At 37.3% G+C, this 19031-nt stretch carries 16 protein-coding genes; 14 read left to right on the forward strand and 2 right to left on the reverse strand.

Features of this window, described 5'->3' with window-relative positions:
* The first annotated feature begins 485 nt into the window (after window positions 1-485).
* The 7 genes from WC644_03795 (at window position 486) to WC644_03825 (ending at window position 11129) form a co-directional block, all read left to right on the forward strand.
* Window positions 486-2426, forward strand: a complete 1941-nt coding sequence (locus tag WC644_03795) for an ABC-F family ATP-binding cassette domain-containing protein (GenBank protein MFA5011058.1) — start codon at window positions 486-488, stop codon at window positions 2424-2426.
* 17 nt (window positions 2427-2443) lie between these two features.
* Complete coding sequence (locus tag WC644_03800; protein MFA5011059.1) at window positions 2444-3214, forward strand: hypothetical protein; 771 nt, start codon at window positions 2444-2446, stop codon at window positions 3212-3214.
* Between the two features lie 76 nt (window positions 3215-3290).
* Window positions 3291-4136 (forward strand): MBL fold metallo-hydrolase, encoded by an 846-nt coding sequence (locus tag WC644_03805; GenBank protein ID MFA5011060.1) that lies wholly within the window; start codon window positions 3291-3293, stop codon window positions 4134-4136.
* Between the two features lie 15 nt (window positions 4137-4151).
* Window positions 4152-5645 carry a sodium:solute symporter gene (locus WC644_03810; GenBank protein ID MFA5011061.1) on the forward strand — a complete coding sequence of 498 codons (1494 nt, stop codon included), beginning with the start codon at window positions 4152-4154 and terminating at the stop codon, window positions 5643-5645.
* Window positions 5646-5656: 11 nt separating this feature from the next.
* Complete coding sequence (gene priA / locus WC644_03815; GenBank protein MFA5011062.1) at window positions 5657-8143, forward strand: primosomal protein N'; 2487 nt, start codon at window positions 5657-5659, stop codon at window positions 8141-8143.
* 131 nt (window positions 8144-8274) lie between these two features.
* Complete coding sequence (locus WC644_03820; protein ID MFA5011063.1) at window positions 8275-8805, forward strand: hypothetical protein; 531 nt, start codon at window positions 8275-8277, stop codon at window positions 8803-8805.
* A gap of 11 nt (window positions 8806-8816) precedes the next feature.
* Window positions 8817-11129, forward strand: coding sequence for a TonB-dependent receptor (locus WC644_03825; GenBank protein MFA5011064.1), 2313 nt, complete (start codon window positions 8817-8819; stop codon window positions 11127-11129).
* Here WC644_03825 and WC644_03830 read toward each other — a convergent pair whose 3' ends face one another.
* Window positions 11130-11684 (reverse strand): DoxX family protein, encoded by a 555-nt coding sequence (locus WC644_03830; GenBank protein MFA5011065.1) that lies wholly within the window; start codon window positions 11682-11684, stop codon window positions 11130-11132. It abuts the gene before it with no gap.
* Between the two features lie 99 nt (window positions 11685-11783).
* Here WC644_03830 and mnmA point away from each other — a divergent pair, with 99 nt between their 5' ends.
* Window positions 11784-12878, forward strand: coding sequence for a tRNA 2-thiouridine(34) synthase MnmA (gene mnmA / locus WC644_03835; protein ID MFA5011066.1), 1095 nt, complete (start codon window positions 11784-11786; stop codon window positions 12876-12878).
* Here the strand turns inward: mnmA and WC644_03840 are convergent.
* The gene (locus tag WC644_03840) at window positions 12875-13618 is read right to left on the reverse strand and encodes an ABC transporter ATP-binding protein (GenBank protein MFA5011067.1); all 744 of its coding nucleotides are present in this window, start codon (window positions 13616-13618) and stop codon (window positions 12875-12877) included. The genes mnmA and WC644_03840 overlap by 4 nt on opposite strands.
* A gap of 98 nt (window positions 13619-13716) precedes the next feature.
* On the opposite strand from WC644_03840, the gene WC644_03845 reads away from it, so the two are divergent.
* The 6 genes from WC644_03845 (at window position 13717) to WC644_03870 (ending at window position 19030) form a co-directional block, all read left to right on the forward strand.
* On the forward strand, window positions 13717-15264 hold the full coding sequence (locus WC644_03845) for a DASS family sodium-coupled anion symporter (protein MFA5011068.1): 1548 nt from the start codon (window positions 13717-13719) through the stop codon (window positions 15262-15264).
* Window positions 15265-15359: 95 nt separating this feature from the next.
* Window positions 15360-16160: a glutamate racemase gene (gene murI / locus WC644_03850; GenBank protein MFA5011069.1), complete on the forward strand. Its 801-nt coding sequence runs from the start codon at window positions 15360-15362 to the stop codon at window positions 16158-16160.
* Window positions 16160-16738, forward strand: a complete 579-nt coding sequence (gene pyrE, locus WC644_03855; protein MFA5011070.1) for an orotate phosphoribosyltransferase — start codon at window positions 16160-16162, stop codon at window positions 16736-16738. The genes murI and pyrE overlap by 1 nt, the downstream gene beginning before the upstream one ends.
* Window positions 16739-16980: 242 nt before the next feature.
* Entirely contained in the window at window positions 16981-17238 is a 258-nt protein-coding gene (locus WC644_03860) for a hypothetical protein (GenBank protein MFA5011071.1), read from the forward strand.
* 165 nt (window positions 17239-17403) lie between these two features.
* Window positions 17404-18264 (forward strand): bifunctional methionine sulfoxide reductase B/A protein, encoded by an 861-nt coding sequence (locus tag WC644_03865; GenBank protein MFA5011072.1) that lies wholly within the window; start codon window positions 17404-17406, stop codon window positions 18262-18264.
* Window positions 18265-18421: 157 nt separating this feature from the next.
* A complete protein-coding gene (locus WC644_03870) occupies window positions 18422-19030 on the forward strand; it encodes a hypothetical protein (GenBank protein ID MFA5011073.1) in 609 nt (202 codons plus the stop codon).
* Window position 19031: the final 1 nt, after the last annotated feature.

Genomic DNA, 19031 nt, shown 5'->3' on the forward strand with positions numbered 1-19031 from the left:
TAAAACATGGAAATATTAATCTTAACTTTATTATTAATGTTCAATAAAAATCATATTAATACTGCAAAATTTTGATTCTCAACTTTCTAAAAATCCAAATTATTCCCCTTGACATTAGCAAAAAATATTATTACATTAATAATGCCTTAAAATTAAGCTATTATAGCATTATTTTATTATATAGGTTGATATAATCTACTGTAAAAATAGCTTAAACATATCAAAAAACAGCATTTCTCATAATTTTACGGTAAAAGTCCAGTAATAATACGATAATTGTACAATTATAGTACCTATACCTCAGGTATTTCTCCTGTATTTCGCTTGAAGTAGAGCCGTATTCCAGTCCATCACTGGTAATACCTTTCAAATTGAAATAAATCTTCCGTATTTAAGGATTTTCTTAATTTTCTAATATATTTCCGTCTGAATTATCACTTTCCCCATTTCTAATTCTATCAATTTTAAGTATTTTCACTGATTGTATGGTAATTCTAGAGAATATATCGGTTAGTTTTGGTACACGTAAGCTGCTTGATGATGTTAGTCTGCGTCTTGGAGGTAAAGACAGGGTCTCACTCGTCGGTGTTAATGGAGCCGGTAAAAGTACTTTACTTAAAATTATCGCTGGTCAATTTAATCAGGATAGCGGTAAATTAATCAAATCTCAACATTCCACAATCGGATATCTCCCGCAGGAAACAGTCAGGTTAAAAGGTAAGAAGTTGTTCGACGAGGTCTATGATTCTGTCGAAGATATCAAAAACATTGAAGATGAAATCCGACAGATTGAGACTGAAATGAAGCTGTTTGATAATACTGAATCCGAAGACTATTTCGATCTACTGACTACCTATTCCGAACTTCAGGATAGGTTTAGTTTACTTGAAGGTCATAAGCTTAAGTCTCAGGTAGAAAAGGTAGTTATAGGTCTTGGTTTCGAAGAGGATGAATTCGATAAAGATGTTGAAACTTTCAGCGGCGGGTGGCAAATGAGAATAGAGCTTTCCAAACTTCTACTGCAAAATCCCACTGTTCTTTTACTCGATGAACCGACAAACCATCTCGATTTTGAATCCCTAATTTGGTTTGAACGTTATCTTATCAACTACAAAGGTGCAATTGTCGTTGTCTCACACGATAAAGAATTCCTGAATAATATATCGTCAAAAACTATTGAAATCCACAATGGCGATATGAATACTTATAGCGGCAATTACAACTTTTACGTTGCGGAAAAGGCGAAACGAAAAGAACTTCTCGAAAATCAGTTCAAGAATCAGCAGAAATATTTTCAGGAACAGGAAAGGTTCATCGAGCGCTTTCGATACAAGGCAACTAAAGCCCGTGCAGTGCAAAGCCGTATTAAATTGCTTGAAAAAATCGAAAAGGTTGAACTTGAAGATGAAGCCCGAAAAATTAAGTTTAAGTTTCCTCCCGCAGTTCATTCAGGAAGGATTCTTATAGAGATTGTAGGTCTTACGAAATCTTACGATTACGAAAAGAATGTTCTCGAAGATGTTGACATTATGATAGAGCGCGGTGAGAAGATTGCCATTGTGGGTAAAAACGGGGCAGGGAAGTCAACCCTCACAAGAATAATCGCAGGTACAGAAAAATATAATTCAGGCGTTGTTAAATACGGGTATAATGCCATACCAAAATACTTTGCACAAAATCAGGCGGATGAAATGAATCCCGACAAAAATGCTCTGGAAATTATGGAAGAAGCAAACAGCACAGAAACACAGGCTGCAATCAGGAACATTCTCGGCGGTTTTCTTTTTCAGGGTGACGATGTGTTTAAGAAGGTCGGAGTACTTTCAGGAGGCGAAAAATCCCGTCTCGCTCTTGCAAAGATGCTTATTGAACCATCCAACCTGCTCATTCTTGACGAGCCCACAAACCACCTTGATATCCGCTCAAAAGAAGTTCTGCAGGAGTCTCTTGCAAAGTATGAAGGTGCAGTAATCATAGTATCTCACGACAGAGAATTCATAGACGGTATCATTCATAAGATTATTGAAGTAAAGAATAAAAGTATTAAAACATACCTCGGAAAATCTTCCGAATACCTGAACGAAATTGAAAGCGATAATGTATTAATAAAAGAAGATATTGAAGAAAAGAAAGAAGTGAAGAATAATTATCAGGTAGGAATAGAAGCAAAGAAGAAGAAGAAAGAATTGAATAAACTTACTTTGCCCGTAAAGAAACGTCTTGCTGCAATCGAATCTGAAATAAAAGAACTCGAGCAGAGGAAAAGTTACCTTGATAACGAAATGAGTAAAACCGATTTTTATAAAGATGCGGATTTTGCAGTTGAAATTAAATTTGAATATCTTGAGATTGCAGACAAGATTGAAAAATTGACTGCCGACTGGGAGTCGGAATCAAATAAGCTTGAAGAATTTAATAAACTATAAAATAAAAAGGAGATGAATTGAAATCATTTGCTAAACTTCTTATCGCTTTATTTGTGCTGTCATTCACTTTGAATGCTTACGCAGATAAAGACCCGTATAAACCATTCGGTGAGGATGAGTTTAAAGTTAACCTGAAATTTAAAGATGACTATAAAAAAGCTCTTAAGGAGTTTAACTACAGGTCCGGAAAGCCCGTGTCATTCTATGTTGACTTCCAACTTGGTGTCGGCTCTACAACACCTAACATTACAACTACTACTGGAACAGTCGTTAAAGAAGAAGCAAAACTCGGTTATACAGTCGGAGGTCTCGTTTACATGAATGTATTCGGACTTTTAAATTTCACGACAGGTCTTTCATTCGACGGAAAAAGTTTTGGCTTCCAGAAACCTTCTGTCTCAGGTTCAACAACTACTGACGCAAGCACAAGCGCTGACACTTCAGCGAAAAGCGGATATCTTCCCGCTAACTATCTGACTATCCCGTTATTCTTAAACATCGGCGGTATGGTTTCTGAAGATGTTGGTCTTTGGTTTACGGGTGGTCCTTACATGGGTTTCTTAATGTCACAGCCCAGCAATACTTATGGAAATATTGGTTATAAAAATTTCGATTTAGGTCTCGATGCAACTCTTACTGCTAACTATGTTTTCCTTTACCCATTCAGCGTTATATTCGGAACAACATTCAAATATGGTGGACTTAATAATCTGATGAGCAGTCAGTCAGTTGAAAAAATCACAACATCAAACTTTACTTTTTTCTCAGGCGTAAGGTTTGCTCTCTAAAATATATTCCGGATTTTAATTAACCCGTTGTTTGTTTTATAAATAACGGGTTTTTTATTAACTTAAAATTCAATAAATGATTATTGGCGATTATAAAATACATTCTATTCAGGCAGGGCTTTTTAAACTCGACGGCGGCTCTATGTTCGGAGTCGTCCCTAAAGTTCTCTGGAATAAGACTAATCCTTCTGACGATTCGAACAGAATTGAAATGTGTACTCGCGTTCTTCTTCTCGAAAGCAATGATAAAAAGATTCTTGTCGATACAGGCATAGGTCATAAGATGTCCGATAAACTGAACAAAATATACGGAGTCGATTATTCCGAATATACACTCGAGAAAGGTCTCGCCAATCTGAACATTAAGCCCGATGATATTACGGACGTAATATTCACTCATCTTCACTTTGATCATGCAGGCGGTGCTACTTTCTTTAACGAGGATAAGAAGCCCGAACTTACTTTTAAGAATGCTGTTTATTACGTTCAGGAAAAACACCTCGACTGGGCTTTGAACCCCTCGGAACGCGATAAAGCAAGCTTCTTCCCCGAGAATTATAAACCTATTATTGAAGCAAAACAAATAAAAGTGTTAAACGAAGTATATAAGTTTGATGACTTTATTACTTTACTTCCTTTGAATGGTCATACGCGAAGCATGCAAATGGTTAAAGTATCCGATGAGGATGAAACTTTCTTGTTTGTTGCTGACCTCATCCCTATGGCTTCGCATATTCCTCTTCCATACATCATGGGCTATGACTTATTTCCTCTGGTTACACTCGAAGAAAAGAGAAAATACCTTAAAGAAATATACGAAAATAACTACACTGTATTTTTCGAGCACGACCCTTATGTTGAAGCAGGTAAGATTTGTTTACACGAGAAGTCTTACTATCTTAAAGAGAAATTCAACATATAGAACAGGTTATATGAAATGAAATTTTCACTCGTTGATTATGTAATCGTTATCGTTTACCTTCTTGCGACAGTGTTTGCAGGCTTATACACTGCCAGAAAACAGAAGACAACTAAAGATTATTTCCTCGGCGGTAAGGAAATGAAGTGGTGGGCTGTAGGCTTTTCCATAGTCGCCAGCGAAACAAGCACTCTGACGTTTATCAGTATTCCCGGTCTTGCGTACAAAAGCGACATGACTTTTATGCAATTAATCATCGGTTACTTTATTGGCCGTCTGCTTGTAACGATAATTTTTATCCCGGCTTATTATAAAGGCGATATTGTAACCGCTTATGATTTCCTCGGACAGCGTTTCGGTCAGAAACTACGAAAACTCACCTCTTCGGTGTTCATTGTTACGAGAGTTCTTGCGTCCGGTGTCAGGCTTTTCGCTACTGCCATTCCCGTTCATATTATTACAGGTCTCGATTATCCCACAAGCATTGCAATCATAGGAATTTTCACTCTGCTTTACACTTACCTCGGAGGAATCAAAGCCGTTGTTTCGATGGACGTTATTCAGTTGTTTATTTATATAGGCGGAGCTATCGCCGCGATGATGGTTGCTATCTATGCGTTGCCGAATGGTGTGAGCGACGTCTTCCATTATGCATCGGTGAACGGGCTCGATAAGTTCAAAGTCTTCAATTTCGATTTTGGCAACAGTTTCTTTATGTTTCTTGCGTCCCCGTACACGATTTTCGGGGGTTTGCTTGGAGGTACTTTCCTGACTATGGCATCACACGGAACAGACCAGCTGCTTGTTCAGCGTCTGCTGGGGTGTAAGAGTAAAAAGGAAAGCCAGAGGGCGCTCATGCTCGATGCTTTGCTTATTGTTTTGCAGTTTGCTTTCTTCATGTTCCTTGGTCTTTGTCTTTATGCGTATTACCACGGTGCCGATTTCAAGTCGTTGATTTTCAGCTCGACAGGTTTGAACCTCGTGTCATCGGATGAAATCTTTCCGAAGTTTATTGTTGAGAACCTTCCATCGGGAATTTCGGGTCTTGTTATAGCAGGTGTGCTTGCGTCGGCTATGGGCACGCTTTCTTCCGCAATCAGCTCGCTTGCGTCGTCAACTTACCTCGATTTGTTTGCAACTGTTAAGTCGGATATGTTCAGATCAAAGGAAATTTTCTGGTCAAAGATATTCACGCTGTTCTGGGGGGTTATTTTGATTGGAGGTGCTATGCTGTTTCGTGATTCAACAAACCCTGTTGTGGAGATTGGTCTTTCGATTGCATCGTTTACGTACGGCGGCTTGCTGGGGGCTTTCTTTCTTGGCTTGTTCTTCAAGCGTGTTAATCAGACTGACGCGATCTGGGGATTTATTTTGAGTATAATTTCTATGGTGTTCGTGATTTACTTCACAACGATTGCTTATACATGGTATGTCATTATTGGAGTTATTGTATCGCTTGCAACAGCTAATATATCTTACTTCTTAAGAAATAAATTCTTGTCTAAAGCTTAGAAGTATGGAGATTGAAAGACCTATTTGCACATATCGCTATTGATGCCCACGTCGACGGGCTTTACACTTACGTCGTGCCCGATTACCTCGCGAACGATTTAAGTATAGGTTCGCGTGTGCTTGTTCCCTTCGGCAACAGGACACTCACGGGTTATGTTATTTCTTTTACAGACAGAGCCGGCGTTGATAATCTAAAACAGGTGCTTTCCGTTCTCGATGCCGAGCCAGTTCTTAATAAAGAGATGATTGATTTTGCCAAATGGATATCAGATTATTATTTATCGCCACTTGGCGAAATAGTCTCCCTGTTTGTTCCTCAGAATATCTCCGTTCACAGTGAAGTTTTCTATTATCTCTCCGCCGAGCATTATAAAAACCTAAACAGATTGAAGAAGCCTAATCCCGTTGTGTACGATGTTGTTAAGGCTATCTCCGCTTCCAAAGGCAAATCATTGACTCGCAAGCAGCTTGAGAAAAAGATTGGTTCAAATCTTTCATATTACATTGAGTATCTTGTTAAGCATAACGTAATTGAGAAGAAACAGTCTTATTCTTCCGTGACGGCGGAGGCATTTACGAAGTACGTAAGAAGAAAGTTTAAGAACAACGATGCGGAGGAGGTCTTCAGGGATAACAAGATAAAGGTTGATAGGCAGAAAGAGTTATTGAAGATGCTCATGGATAATGACAGGATAGAATTAGCCGAGCTCACGAAGAAGTTTAAGTTTTCTGCTTCGACCGTTAATTCGTTATTAAAGAAAGAGCTTCTTGAAGTTTTCGAGGTTAAGAGATTTCGTAAGCCCGCGTCGCTTTTCGAGGAGAAGGAAAAGTATCTTACCCTTAATAGCGAGCAGCAGGTTTGCTTCGAAGAGATTCTTAAGCATGTAACCGAAAGCAAGTTCCAGCCGTTTCTTCTGCATGGCATTACCGGCAGCGGTAAGACGGAGGTTTATATACGCATTTTGCTTGAAGTCATCAAAGCAGGCAAGACGGGTATCGTGCTTGTTCCCGAAATATCCTTAACACCTCAGCTCATTGCAAGGTTTAAGCATAAGTTCGGCGATGTAGTCGGCGTGATACACAGCAAACTTTCCGACGGGGAGCGTCTTGATAATTTTATCGGAATCAGAGAAGGCAAAATTAAGATAGTTATCGGTCCGCGTTCGGCGTTATTCGCTCCTTTGAAGAACATAGGTCTTATAGTTGTTGACGAAGAGCACGAGTCTTCTTACAAACAGGAGAATTCACCGCGATACAATGCCCGCGACATGGCTGTGATTCGGGCAAAGCTGAACAACGCCGTCGTCATTCTTGGCTCTGCGACGCCTTCTGTGGAAAGCTATTACAACGCTAAATCGGGGAAGTATAAACTGCTTAAGCTTACTTCGCGGGCAACCGATGCTTCGCTTCCATACGTAAAGATTATTGATATGAAGAACCTTTCGAGGACCGACGGTTTTCAGAAAGATGATGTCATAGACAAATTAAGGAACAGGTTTCTTTCAAGGGAATTGCTCTATGCCGTAAAGAGCAGGCTTGAAAAGAAGGAAAGCGTTATGCTTTTGCAAAACCGCAGAGGTTATCATTCCTATATTGAGTGCATTGTCTGCGGACACGTTGAATTATGCAACAGATGCAATATCTCGCTAACGTACCACAAGAACATTGATTACCTTAAGTGCCACATCTGCGGGTTTACCGAGAAGAAAATTACGTCTTGTCCCGAATGCGGAGGCACGAAGCTTGTCGAAGGCGGGGCTGGTACAGAAAAGATTGAAGAAGAGCTTAACGTTGTGTTTCCAAACGCCCGCATCGAGCGGATGGATTCCGATACAATGACGTCTAAATATAAGTATCAGAAGGTCCTCAATGAATTTGCGAAAGGCGAGATTGACATACTTGTCGGTACTCAGATAATTTCGAAGGGACTCGATTTCCCGAACGTTACACTTGTGGGTGTTGTGAATGCTGATATAGGAATGCTCCTGCCTGATTTCAGGGCGGAGGAAAAAACATTCCAATTGCTTACTCAGGTTGCGGGAAGAAGCGGCAGAAGCGATAAGCGCGGCGAGGTTTATATTCAAACGCGGCACTATGAGTACAAACTTTTTGATAATGTTCGCGAGCATAGCTACGATGGCTTTTACCACAGCACGATTAAGACACGCGAAGAAGCAGGATTCCCACCCTTCTCGCGGATTGCTCTTATCGAAGTGAAGTCGAAGGTTTACGAGGAAAGCAAGCAAGCCGCGATTGAGATATACGACCTCCTAAAGGGATTCAAACATTCAAAGTATCTTTTTGTCGGAAGCGTAGTACAGCCGTTAATCTCGAAGATAAAAGACAAACACAGGTTTCATGTTATTGTTAAGTCCTCAAAGAAGACCGATCCTTCCGGCAGACTTTTAATAGATGCATTCCGACATGTGAAAGAAAACATAAAGCACATCAAATCAGTTAAAATTACTTACGACATTGATTCATATAGTTTCATATAAGTATAATATAATAATAATCAATTCGCAAAGTCTGTAAGAAATATTATTTCCTTTTATACAAATCTTTTTGTAAATATTTGTGTTTAATATTTTAATATTCCAAATATCTAAAAAGAAAAGGAGAAATTTCTGTGAAAAAGCTATTAACAAACACCGCGTTTGGCGTGGTGCTTATATCTTTATTATCACTTGCTTACAGTTGCAGCAGTGATGACAACTTAACATCGCCATCAGGCACGTCTTATGACCAATTAACAATCAACGGCAGGATTACATTTCCGGATACGTCAGGCTATTACAAGTTTACCGATACAGCAAACGGCTATTACAATATATCAGCGTTTGCACAATGGCCGCCAATGGGTCCCGCGTCGGCAAGTTCGAAGATATTCCCAAAGGTTGAAAGCGGTAAGCTCATTGTTGACTATAAAATTTTGGTGCCTGCCAACGGGTTTTACACGGTTACCAGTGCTTATATACGACTTCCTTACACATCGGGATCGGTTTACGGTCTGGGGAAGTATGGAAGCGACACCTCGCATAATCCTGCTCAGATATTCGATACAACTAATGCGCGCGTGTCGATACAGGGCAATACAGGCGTGGGAGGAATTGACTTCCTGTCATGGACTGACACAACGAGTAAAATATATACGTTCTAACAGTCTAATTCATGAGAGCGGGAATAATAATCTTCTTCATACTTTTCATAAATGGATATATGTTTGCTGATAACAAGCCCGGATCATTAACCGGGCTCGTTATTGATGATGAGACTCATGAGGTTGTTATTTCAGCGGTTGTTCAGTTAAAGAATAACGAGACCAACAATATTTACAAAACAGAATCGGAATTAAACGGCAAGTACGCTTTCACTAATTTAACACAGGGCAAATATACATTAACCGTTAGTAGAATCGGTTATGATGAATACAAAACCGATATAATGATAGAGCCTTCCGAGCAAAAAATACTGAACATTTATATAGTGCCCGCATGGATTGAAACAGAAAAGATAAACGTTACTGCAACAAGGACGGAACAAACACTCCAGAAAACGCCTTCCTCTATCTTTCTTATAACTTCCGAGGATATTAATAGTAAAAATAAAATAACGTTTGATCAGGTTCTCGAAGATGTGCAGGGAGTAACCATAAACAGAACAAGCGGAATAAACGTTAATGCATTATCTATAAGGGGAAGCTCGGACGTTGCGGGCGGAGGAATCGGAAACAGAGTCTTGCTCCTGCTTGACGGAAGGCCTTCTCTTACCGGTGATTCAAAGGGAGCACTTTGGGCATTGATACCCGTTTCAATCATCGAAAGGACGGAAGTTGTTAAAGGGGCATTCTCGTCATTATACGGCTCGAGCGCTATTGGCGGGGTAATTAACGTGATAACAAAGAAGCCGACTTACAAACCTTACACATCTGTTAACTTAAACACCGGCTTCTACCAAAAACTTTCCGATAGTCTTAAGTTTACTGATAAACTCTTAAGCTTTAAAGGGATAAATGTCCTGCATAGTAATACATTGAACAAGTTTTCTTATCTATTAAATCTGGATATAAAGCAAAACGACGGCTATGCAGAGCAGACTGAATACAAATTCTACAGCGGTCTTGGCAAGTTTACTTATGACCTTTTTGGAAACCGCGACCTTGAACTAACACTTCAATATACTAATTCCGAAAGCGGCTTCCCTCACTACTGGAGGGTTGACCCGGGGAAGTATGCCGAGCCTTACAAAACAAACCCCTACTATATTGGCGACAAAATTAACAAGGAAACACAAAGTGTTGATGTAAATTATAACGCCGTAGCAAACTCAAAGACAAAGTATAACTCCCGATTCTACTATTATAAGCTTTACAGCAAATCAACTTATAATCCTAAAAACCCTGTCTCGATAGAGTACGGGCAAGCCGGAGAGAATTTTGAAACTTTTATAACCTCGTACAACTTTGGCAATATATCACAGGTCGATTACAATATAAATAACAGACATTACTTGATTGGAGGTATAGACCTTCAATGGAATGTTGTTCGTTCTTCACCCTCAGAGATACTTTACGGCGACCAGCAGCAGTATAATATAGGTGCATACATTCAGGAACAATGGAATATATTTATGAAGGAGGAAATACCTGTGCTTTCCGCAACCATAGGCGGCAGGTTCGATTATAACAAATTCATTGGTAGTTTCGAGGAGTTGAAAGTTAGTCCAAAGCTGTCGCTTCTTTATTCCCCTCAGTCAAAATCTCCTGTATTGAACAACACTTCTTATAGGTTCCTTCTTGGAAGAGCCTTCAGAGCACCCTCAATCGCCGAACTCTACTTTAAGAAGGAGTTATTCGGAGGGTTTAACTTCATATACAATCCTAATTTAATGCCGGAAGATATGACTTCCCTTGAAATCGGCTTTAGAAAGCAATTCAAAAAGCGATTTAACATCGACGTCTCCTTCTTCTTCAATGTATATGAAAACTTAATACAGTACGTCAACATCGGACCTACTCCAAACGGACCATTTCAGGTTCAAAATGTCGCTAAAGCTCAGGTGAGAGGATTCGAATTTCTTATAGATTATAAATCACACACTAATTTCTTAGGGGAAAAATTCGAATACGGCATTGAGTTCGATTATACTTATCTGGATGCAAGGGACTTGTCGCAGGGAAGAGGCGACGATTTGTTGCCCTATAAGCCCAGGCACCTTTTAAATTCGACCATTAATCTATTTTACTTCGGCTTTAATCTAAATGTTAACGGAAAATACGTCAGCGAGATTGAGGAAGTCTATTTCTATAAGTATGAAGAACCCAAAGACTATTTCATAATGAACATGAAGCTTTCAAAAACTCTGGGAAAGCACGTCTCGTTATTTGTTGCCGTTAATAACCTCACAGATAAGTTCTACCAGGAGCTTGAAAGAATCGCCGCTCCGAATAGAAACTTCAACGCGGGCATTAATTTAGAATTCTAATTACTGAATCTCATCAGCCTTCGGCTTCTCCTTTTCTAAATCGGTGTAACTGACATCCTTAATCGCTTCCGGTGGTTTAACTAATTCAGGAATTATTGGCTCCTGCTTTTGCACCTCAGCTATTTTCCTTTTCTTATCGAATAAAGCATCGAAAGAAACTACACCAGCGCCACCGAATAGGGTCGCTAACGTGCATGAGAGAATGATAAAGTAATAAACCCCGACGGGCAGCGTAAATGGTTCAGGTGCAGTAAAAAGTCCTTCGCCGGCAGTTAAGAAGCTTATGGTCAAAACCGTAAGAACAAGGCTTGTCAGCGGCGTGAAGAAACCAATAATATAGAGTGCACCGAAAAAAACTTCCATGAAGGGAAGAATAAACCCAAGAATGAAAGCAGCATTTTGTGAAAATATCTCAAAAGATTTTACGTGGTTAACAAACGCTTCAAGGTTTAGCACTTTAATCGTGCCTGCGATAAGGAAAGTAAAGCCAATTACTAATCGGATTAAAAGTAAACCGAAAGACGATGAACCTCTTGCTTTAAAGAAAATACTCATATTATTATATGATTAATTGATTCTATACTTTTACTGAATATAAGCATTTTATTGAAATAAAAAGTTAACTTTTTATGGTCACTAATCGTTTACATTTATATGAATACTAATTCGAATAAAACCGTTGTTGTAGCCATGAGCGGCGGTGTTGATTCCTCAGTCGCAGCAGCCCTGCTAAAAGAGCAGGGATATAATCTAATCGGCATTACAATGAAGACCTGGGGATATGATGATTTGCCCGTTAACGATTCAGGATGCTGTTCACTTGAAGCAATCTACAATGCAGGAAACGTTGCCGCAAAGCTTGGCATACCCCACTATACATTTGATTTTACGGAACGATTCAATCAAATAGTAATTGAGAATTTTATTACTGAATACATGAGCGGCCAGACACCGAATCCCTGTGTACTTTGCAACAAGACCATCAAATGGGGCGTGCTGCTCGACAGAGCGAAAGAACTTGGTGCCGGCTTCATAGCTACCGGTCATTATGCAAAGATTAATTCAGAAGATGGCAGATACTATGTTTCAAATTCAAAGGATGAACGTAAAGATCAAACATATGCTCTTTGGAGAGTCTCGCAAGAAGCGCTCAGCAGAACTCTTTTTCCTCTCGGTGACTTTAAAAAACCTGAAATTCGGAAAATTGCTGAATCACTCGATCTAAAAACTGCAAACGAACCCGATTCACAGGAAATATGCTTCGTGCCGAATAACGATTACAGGCAACTACTTGAAGCGAGAATTCAAGGAATTAAGGAAAAGTTAAGCCGGGGTGAAATAATTTACAACAATCAAAAAGTCGGTGAGCACAAAGGCTTCCCTTATTACACGATTGGCCAGCGCAAGGGACTGAACCTTGCTTTAGGTAAACCCGTTTATGTCACAAAGATAGATGCTGAAGGTAATAGAGTTTATATTGATGACGAACAAGGGCTTTATAAAAAGGGATTTATTGCAAAAGAAATTAATTTGATGAAGTATGCTAACATTAAGAATCCAATGAAAGCAAATGTAAAGATACGTTACAAAGATAAAGGTTCTGTTGCTGCCATCGAACAGACGGATAATGACACAGTAAAAGTAATATTCGATGAACCAAAGAAATCAATAACCCCGGGTCAGTCTGCTGTATTTTACGATGATGATGATGTAATCGGCGGGGGAGTGATTAGGGAAATTATAGACTAAGACTTCTTAAATTGTTTATTGGTTCGGTTTAAAAACTCCTTAATGACTGAATCATTTGATTCAAACAACTCTTTAGGAGTCCCTGAAAAATAAACTATTCCACCCTCCATCATAACAACTCTATCGGCAATTTCTATAACGCTGAAAATATCATGCGTAACGATTATTGATGTTACTTTGAGCTTTTTTGCTAAGTCGAGAATCAGTTCGTCTATATTATCACTCATCACAGGATCAAGACCTGTTGTTGGTTCATCATACAGGATGAATTCAGGATCGTCTGCAATTGCACGTGCGAGAGAAACTCTCTTTTTCATTCCACCTGAAAGGTCAGCCGGACTTTGTTTCTGAATTCCCGGCAATCCAACCAGTTCTAATTTATTAGCAACAATCTCCGATATTTTCTTATCCGGATATCTTTTGTTCTCCCTTAAGCTTAAACCTACATTTTCTTCAACATTCATCGAATCGAAAAGTGCAGCACCCTGAAATAGAAAGCCAAATTTCTTTCTAATTGAATACAAATCTTTCCCTTTCATTCCTTGAAGTGATTGTCCCTCAATTATAATTTCGCCGTCATCGGGATCAAGGAGACCAACTATGAGCTTTAATAATACAGATTTCCCGCAGCCGCTTTTTCCTATTATTATCAGAGTCTCGCCGTTATTTATTGTAAGGTTTACACCATTCAAAACCTTTTTATTGCCAAAGCTTTTCTTGATATTTCTAATTTCGATCATGTGTAAAATTATGATTTTATTGTGTAAATTAATACAGAAAATTAATTTCCTTTATACTGAAATCAAGAACACTTATTTTAGTTTAAATTGCACTATTAATGGATTCAGTTGATGAAGTTTTTCCGAAGGAAGTTATTTCCCCTTTAGAAGAAAAATTTGAAAAATGGCGTAATAAGTTAGGTCTATTCTTAGGTCCTGTTATTTTTGTTATATTTTACTTCTTACCATATTCATCAATTTCTTATCAAGCACATACTCTTGCTGCGATAATATTGTGGGTAATCGTTTGGTGGATTACTGAGGCTGTCCCAATTCCTGCAACATCACTGATTGGAGCAGTTCTTTGCGTCGTCTTTAATGTCGCCGATGTCAAGAAGATATTTGCTCCATTTGCAGACCCAATAGTTTTTCTATTCTTAGGAAGCTTTATTATTGCTTCTGCAATGAGTAAGCATGGAATTGACAAAAGGTTTGCCTTGAAAATTCTATCATTAAAGTATGTAGGTAGAAGTACCGGAAGAATACTATTCACTTTCGGGGCAATTACTGCATTTATTTCAATGTGGATAAGTAATACAGCTGCAACTGCAATGATGCTTCCAATTGCTATTGGTGTTGTGTCTTCTGTAGCTAAAATTATTGGAGATGAAAAAGGAATTGAAATAGACCCAAAGAGATTTAAATTTGGCACTGCTATGATGTTAATGACAGCATATTCTGCATCTATTGGGGGAATTGGAACTCCGGTTGGAACCCCTCCTAACTTGATAGGCATTGCTATGATTGAGAAATTTGCTTTCTTCAAAATATCATTCTTTCAATGGGTTATGATAGCGTTACCAATGCTTTTAATAATGTATGGCTTTCTTTTTATTCTGATATACTATCTAAACAAACCCGAAACTTCAAAATTAAATACTTCCTCTGTTTTTATATCTGATTTTAAGAATAAACTTGGTTCTATGAAAGCAGGGGAATTTAATGCAATCATTGCTTTTGTAATAACTGTTATATTGTGGCTAATACCCGGTTTCCTAGCATTGATTTACGGAACGGATTCATCTGAATATAAAATTTATAATGACCATCTGCCTGAATCAATAGCTGCTTTAATTGGAGCGGCTTTACTTTTTCTGCTCCCGGTACGAGTCAAGAAACTTGAGTTTACCGTAAACTGGAAGGATGCAATTAAGATTGATTGGGGTACTTTGATACTGTTTGGCGGAGGACTTTCTCTCGGTAATTTGATGTTTGAAACAAAACTTGCTGAATATCTCGGGACGTCATTTATTAATTTTAGCGGACTTGATACAATTTGGGGAATTACATTCGCTGCTATATTCATATCTATAATAGTCAGCGAAGCAACATCAAATACTGCATCTGCCAACATGATCGTTCCTGTCGTGATATCCATTTGTATTGCTGGAAATTTAAATCCTGTCCCGCCTGCTATAGGTGCTACGATTGGTGCAAGCTGGGGGTTTATGCTTCCGGTATCGACTCCGCCAAATGCTATTGTTTATGGGTCGGGAATGGTTCCAATTACTAAAATGATAAGGTCAGGAGTGTTTTTTGATGTTATTGGCGGATTGTTGATTTGGATTATTCTTAGATTACTGCTTCCATTATTTAATCTTGCCTGATTTAATACATTTAATAAACAATTATAAATAATTAATTTGAAATAATTAAATTTAATTTAATAAATTAGTTAGTGAATTCATTACAGATTAAAAATTTGCATAAACGCCCGATTGGTGTTTTTGATTCAGGAATCGGAGGTCTTACGGTTGCAAGAGCACTATTTGAATCGCTTCCGAATGAAGATATTATTTATCTCGGTGATTCTGCCCGGCTTCCATACGGTACAAAATCTAAAGAAACAGTTATACTCTATTCAATTGAATGTCTTAAATTTTTACTTTCTAAAAAAGTAAAAATGGTAGTTGTTGCATGTAATACTGCTTCGTCTGTTGCTGTTCCGTTTCTTCAGAAAGTTACAAGAATACCGGTAATTGGAGTCATAGTACCGGGATCTGAAGCAGCAGTCAAAGCAACAAAGAATAACAGAATTGGTGTAATTGGTACGCGGGGAACGATTAATTCCGGCTCATATGGTAAATGCATAAGAAGGATAAATAAGAATATTGAAGTTCATTCAAAGTCATGCAGTTTGTTTGTTCAATTATCCGAGGATGGATGGACTGATAATAAAATTGCTGAACTTACAGCATGGGAATATCTTCATGGATTTAAAAATCAAAAGATAGATACAATGATTTTAGGATGTACTCATTATCCGATATTAAAGAAAACAATAGGCAAAGTGATGGGAAGCAGAATTAAATTGATTGATTCGGGTGAAGAAACAGCCAGAGATGTTAAAAATATTCTTGCAAAAAGAAACTTACTTAGTACTAAGAAGAAAAATGGAGAGCATAAATATTTTGTGACTGATTCTCCGAATAATTTTCACCAAATTGCAGAGAGGTTTCTTGGAAAGAAAATTAAAAATGTTAAACTTGTAAAACTTCATTGATGAAACAGGAAGAAATTATAGAAATATTTCAGAAAACAGGGGCATTGCTTGAGGGTCACTTTATACTTACGTCAGGATATCATAGTCCTCATTATTTTCAGTGTGCTAAAGTATTACAGTACCCAGAATATCTTACTAACTTTGCGAAACAAATTGCAAGTTATTTTATTAATGATGAAATTGATATAATTCTAAGCCCTGCTATTGGTGGAATAGTTTTGGGTACGGAAGTAGGACGAATTTTGAATAAAAGAAGTATATTTGCAGAAAGAGTAGAAAACAAGCTGAAATTAAGAAGAGGCTTTTCGTTAGATAATGGACTCCGAGTATTGTGTGTTGAAGATGTTGTCACAACCGGCGGAAGTGTCTTTGAATTAATAAATATTGTTAGGGATTCTTTTTGTGAACTTGCAGGTGTTGGATTTATAATTGACCGTTCTAATGGCAGGATTGATTTCAAAACCAAGCAGATATCCTTAGCAAAATTTGATGTAATTAAATATGCTGAAGAAGAATTACCGGAATGGCTGGCTGCTATTCAAGTAACTAAACCAGGGAGCAGAAGTAATCAAAAATAATCGTTTTTCGTTTTTTAATTTTTAATTATAGCTTTATTTTAAAATCTTATTATTACTAAATCACTCGATCCCAAAGATTGAAAGTAAAGTTCAACGAATATCCTTCTAAATTAATAAGTTTTGCTAACCGTATTTGAATTCTAAAACTGATAACATATCCAAATATTTAAGCATTTTTATGTAGGATGTTTATTGTTTGAATATTCTTCTTAATATAACTAACTTTAATAAAATTTATGATTATGAAGCACATATACTTTTTGATTATTCCAATTATGTTTCTCATTGGTTGTTCTCCATCCGATTCAAGTAAGTTGAATGAGGATATTAAGAATCTTAAGATATCTTTAGATTCTCTGAAGACACTAAATCAAATTAATGATAAAACACTTGATAGTCTTAATGAAGTCAATAAGCTTAAAGAAGAACAATTACTACAATATCAACATGCTCTTGACTCACTGAAGAAGAACTTTCAGGAAGAAGAATCCGGGAAATAATGAATTTTTAGAAGGAAGGAATAGCGGAATTTATTCAGTATAAATTCCGTTTTGAATATTATGAAAAGCAATATATTCCTAATATTTTTATACCTAACCTTATCATTAACCGGTTGCTTGCAGGATAGGTCAGTATCTAAATTATTAAACACAAACATAAATAACATGGACTCTATTAACAAATATAAAACACTTACACCTGAAGAAGAATATGTCTTAGTCAACAAAGGTACTGAAAGACCATATTCAGGGGAATACAATGACAATAAGAGAAAGGGTACTTATTGTTGCAAAAGATGCAATGCACCTTTGTTTAAATCTGAGAATAAATTTGATTCACACTGCGGATGGCCCAGTTTTGATCTTGAAATTAAAGGTGCTGTAAATCGTGTACTTGATACGGATGGATTGCGTACTGAAATTATCTGTAGTAACTGTGGGGGGCACTTGGGGCATGTTTTTATGGGAGAAGGATTTACGGAAAAAAACACAAGGCATTGTGTCAATTCAATATCACTGGTATTTGAAGAAGATTCACAGAATTCTGAAACAGCCTATTTTGCGGGAGGGTGTTTCTGGGGTGTAGAGTATCTAATGAAGAAAAAGAATGGTGTAATATCAACTACTGTCGGTTTTATTGGTGGAGTTAAAGAAAATCCGACTTATGAAGAAGTCTGTACTGGAAAAACAGGTCATGCTGAAGTCCTTGAAATATTATTCAATCCCGAAATTATTTCATTTGAAGAATTAGCTAAACTTTTCTTTGAGATACATGATTTCACACAAGTAAACAGACAAGGTCCTGATGTTGGAACACAATACCGCTCAGGGGTTTTCTATACAACTGATGAGCAGAAAAAAGTAATGGAAAAGTTAATTATAATATTAACGGAAAAAGGTTACAAAGTATCGACAGAAATTAAGAAAGCTAATAAATTCTGGAAAGCAGAAGGTTATCATCAGGATTATTATGAGGTTACCGGCAAACAGCCATACTGTCATACATATAAAAAGATTTTTGATTGAAAACGGAATGAAAACATTAATTTTTAAATAGATATATCCTTTAATAAAAGTATTGTGTGTAAAAGTGATTAATATCTAAAGTACTAATACCTGTTTTTTATATTTATAAATCTCACATTTTTAATTAACTTAATAATCTGTCAAACAATTAAAAAGATTGAAAAAACTTTTCATAATATTAGTTTTTATAAATTCTTCCAATTCTTTATTTTGTCAAAGTTTAGAGAAATATGATCTATCCAACAAAAATTCATTCTCGGTTTCGAAAACGGCTGATTCTTTTCTTCCTTATTCTATAGTGTTTGCTTCTATAATTTATCTTTTAAATCCAATAATACTGTTCGAAAATGATAGGATAAATCTTGGTTTTAATAAAGAATTCTCTGTTGGATTTGGTCACTTTGGCGAGCACAGGATTTCAGCTGATTATGCCTATATCTTCAGAGAAGAGAATACACAGCATTTTAGACTCGGGTACAAATATGATTATTTACTGAAAGATATAGAGCCATCGAACACATTGCAAACATCATCCGCAGTCACTTTTGGATTATCTTATTTTACGGATTTTTCATTAAGCGGAATATCTCCAGAAATTGGTATCGGGTATTCAATAAGAAATAATAAGCTACTCATATATCCAAATGCAAAATTTAGATTTACTTTAATGCAGGACTTGAAAGGGAATTTATTTGATTTTTCATTTGGTGTAATGTTTGGAATCGCAAATCCTTTCACCGGAAGCAAAGTAAGAAAAAAATTTTGAG

This window comes from Ignavibacteria bacterium (assembly GCA_041649015.1).
GTDB lineage: Bacteria > Bacteroidota > Ignavibacteria > Tepidaquicellales > Tepidaquicellaceae > CAIKZJ01.

What these genes read in the sequence shown, in the direction of transcription:
- WC644_03795 (MFA5011058.1), top strand. Translation starts at nt 486, where the DNA reads ATGGTAATTCTAGAGAATATATCGGTTAGTTTTGGTACACGTAAGCTG.
- WC644_03805 (MFA5011060.1), top strand. Translation starts at nt 3,291, where the DNA reads ATGATTATTGGCGATTATAAAATACATTCTATTCAGGCAGGGCTTTTT.
- WC644_03810 (MFA5011061.1), top strand. Translation starts at nt 4,152, where the DNA reads ATGAAATTTTCACTCGTTGATTATGTAATCGTTATCGTTTACCTTCTT.
- WC644_03825 (MFA5011064.1), top strand. Translation starts at nt 8,817, where the DNA reads ATGAGAGCGGGAATAATAATCTTCTTCATACTTTTCATAAATGGATAT.
- WC644_03830 (MFA5011065.1), bottom strand. Translation starts at nt 11,684, where the DNA reads ATGAGTATTTTCTTTAAAGCAAGAGGTTCATCGTCTTTCGGTTTACTT.
- mnmA (MFA5011066.1), top strand. Translation starts at nt 11,784, where the DNA reads ATGAATACTAATTCGAATAAAACCGTTGTTGTAGCCATGAGCGGCGGT.
- WC644_03840 (MFA5011067.1), bottom strand. Translation starts at nt 13,618, where the DNA reads ATGATCGAAATTAGAAATATCAAGAAAAGCTTTGGCAATAAAAAGGTT.
- WC644_03845 (MFA5011068.1), top strand. Translation starts at nt 13,717, where the DNA reads ATGGATTCAGTTGATGAAGTTTTTCCGAAGGAAGTTATTTCCCCTTTA.
- pyrE (MFA5011070.1), top strand. Translation starts at nt 16,160, where the DNA reads ATGAAACAGGAAGAAATTATAGAAATATTTCAGAAAACAGGGGCATTG.
- WC644_03860 (MFA5011071.1), top strand. Translation starts at nt 16,981, where the DNA reads ATGAAGCACATATACTTTTTGATTATTCCAATTATGTTTCTCATTGGT.
- WC644_03865 (MFA5011072.1), top strand. Translation starts at nt 17,404, where the DNA reads ATGGACTCTATTAACAAATATAAAACACTTACACCTGAAGAAGAATAT.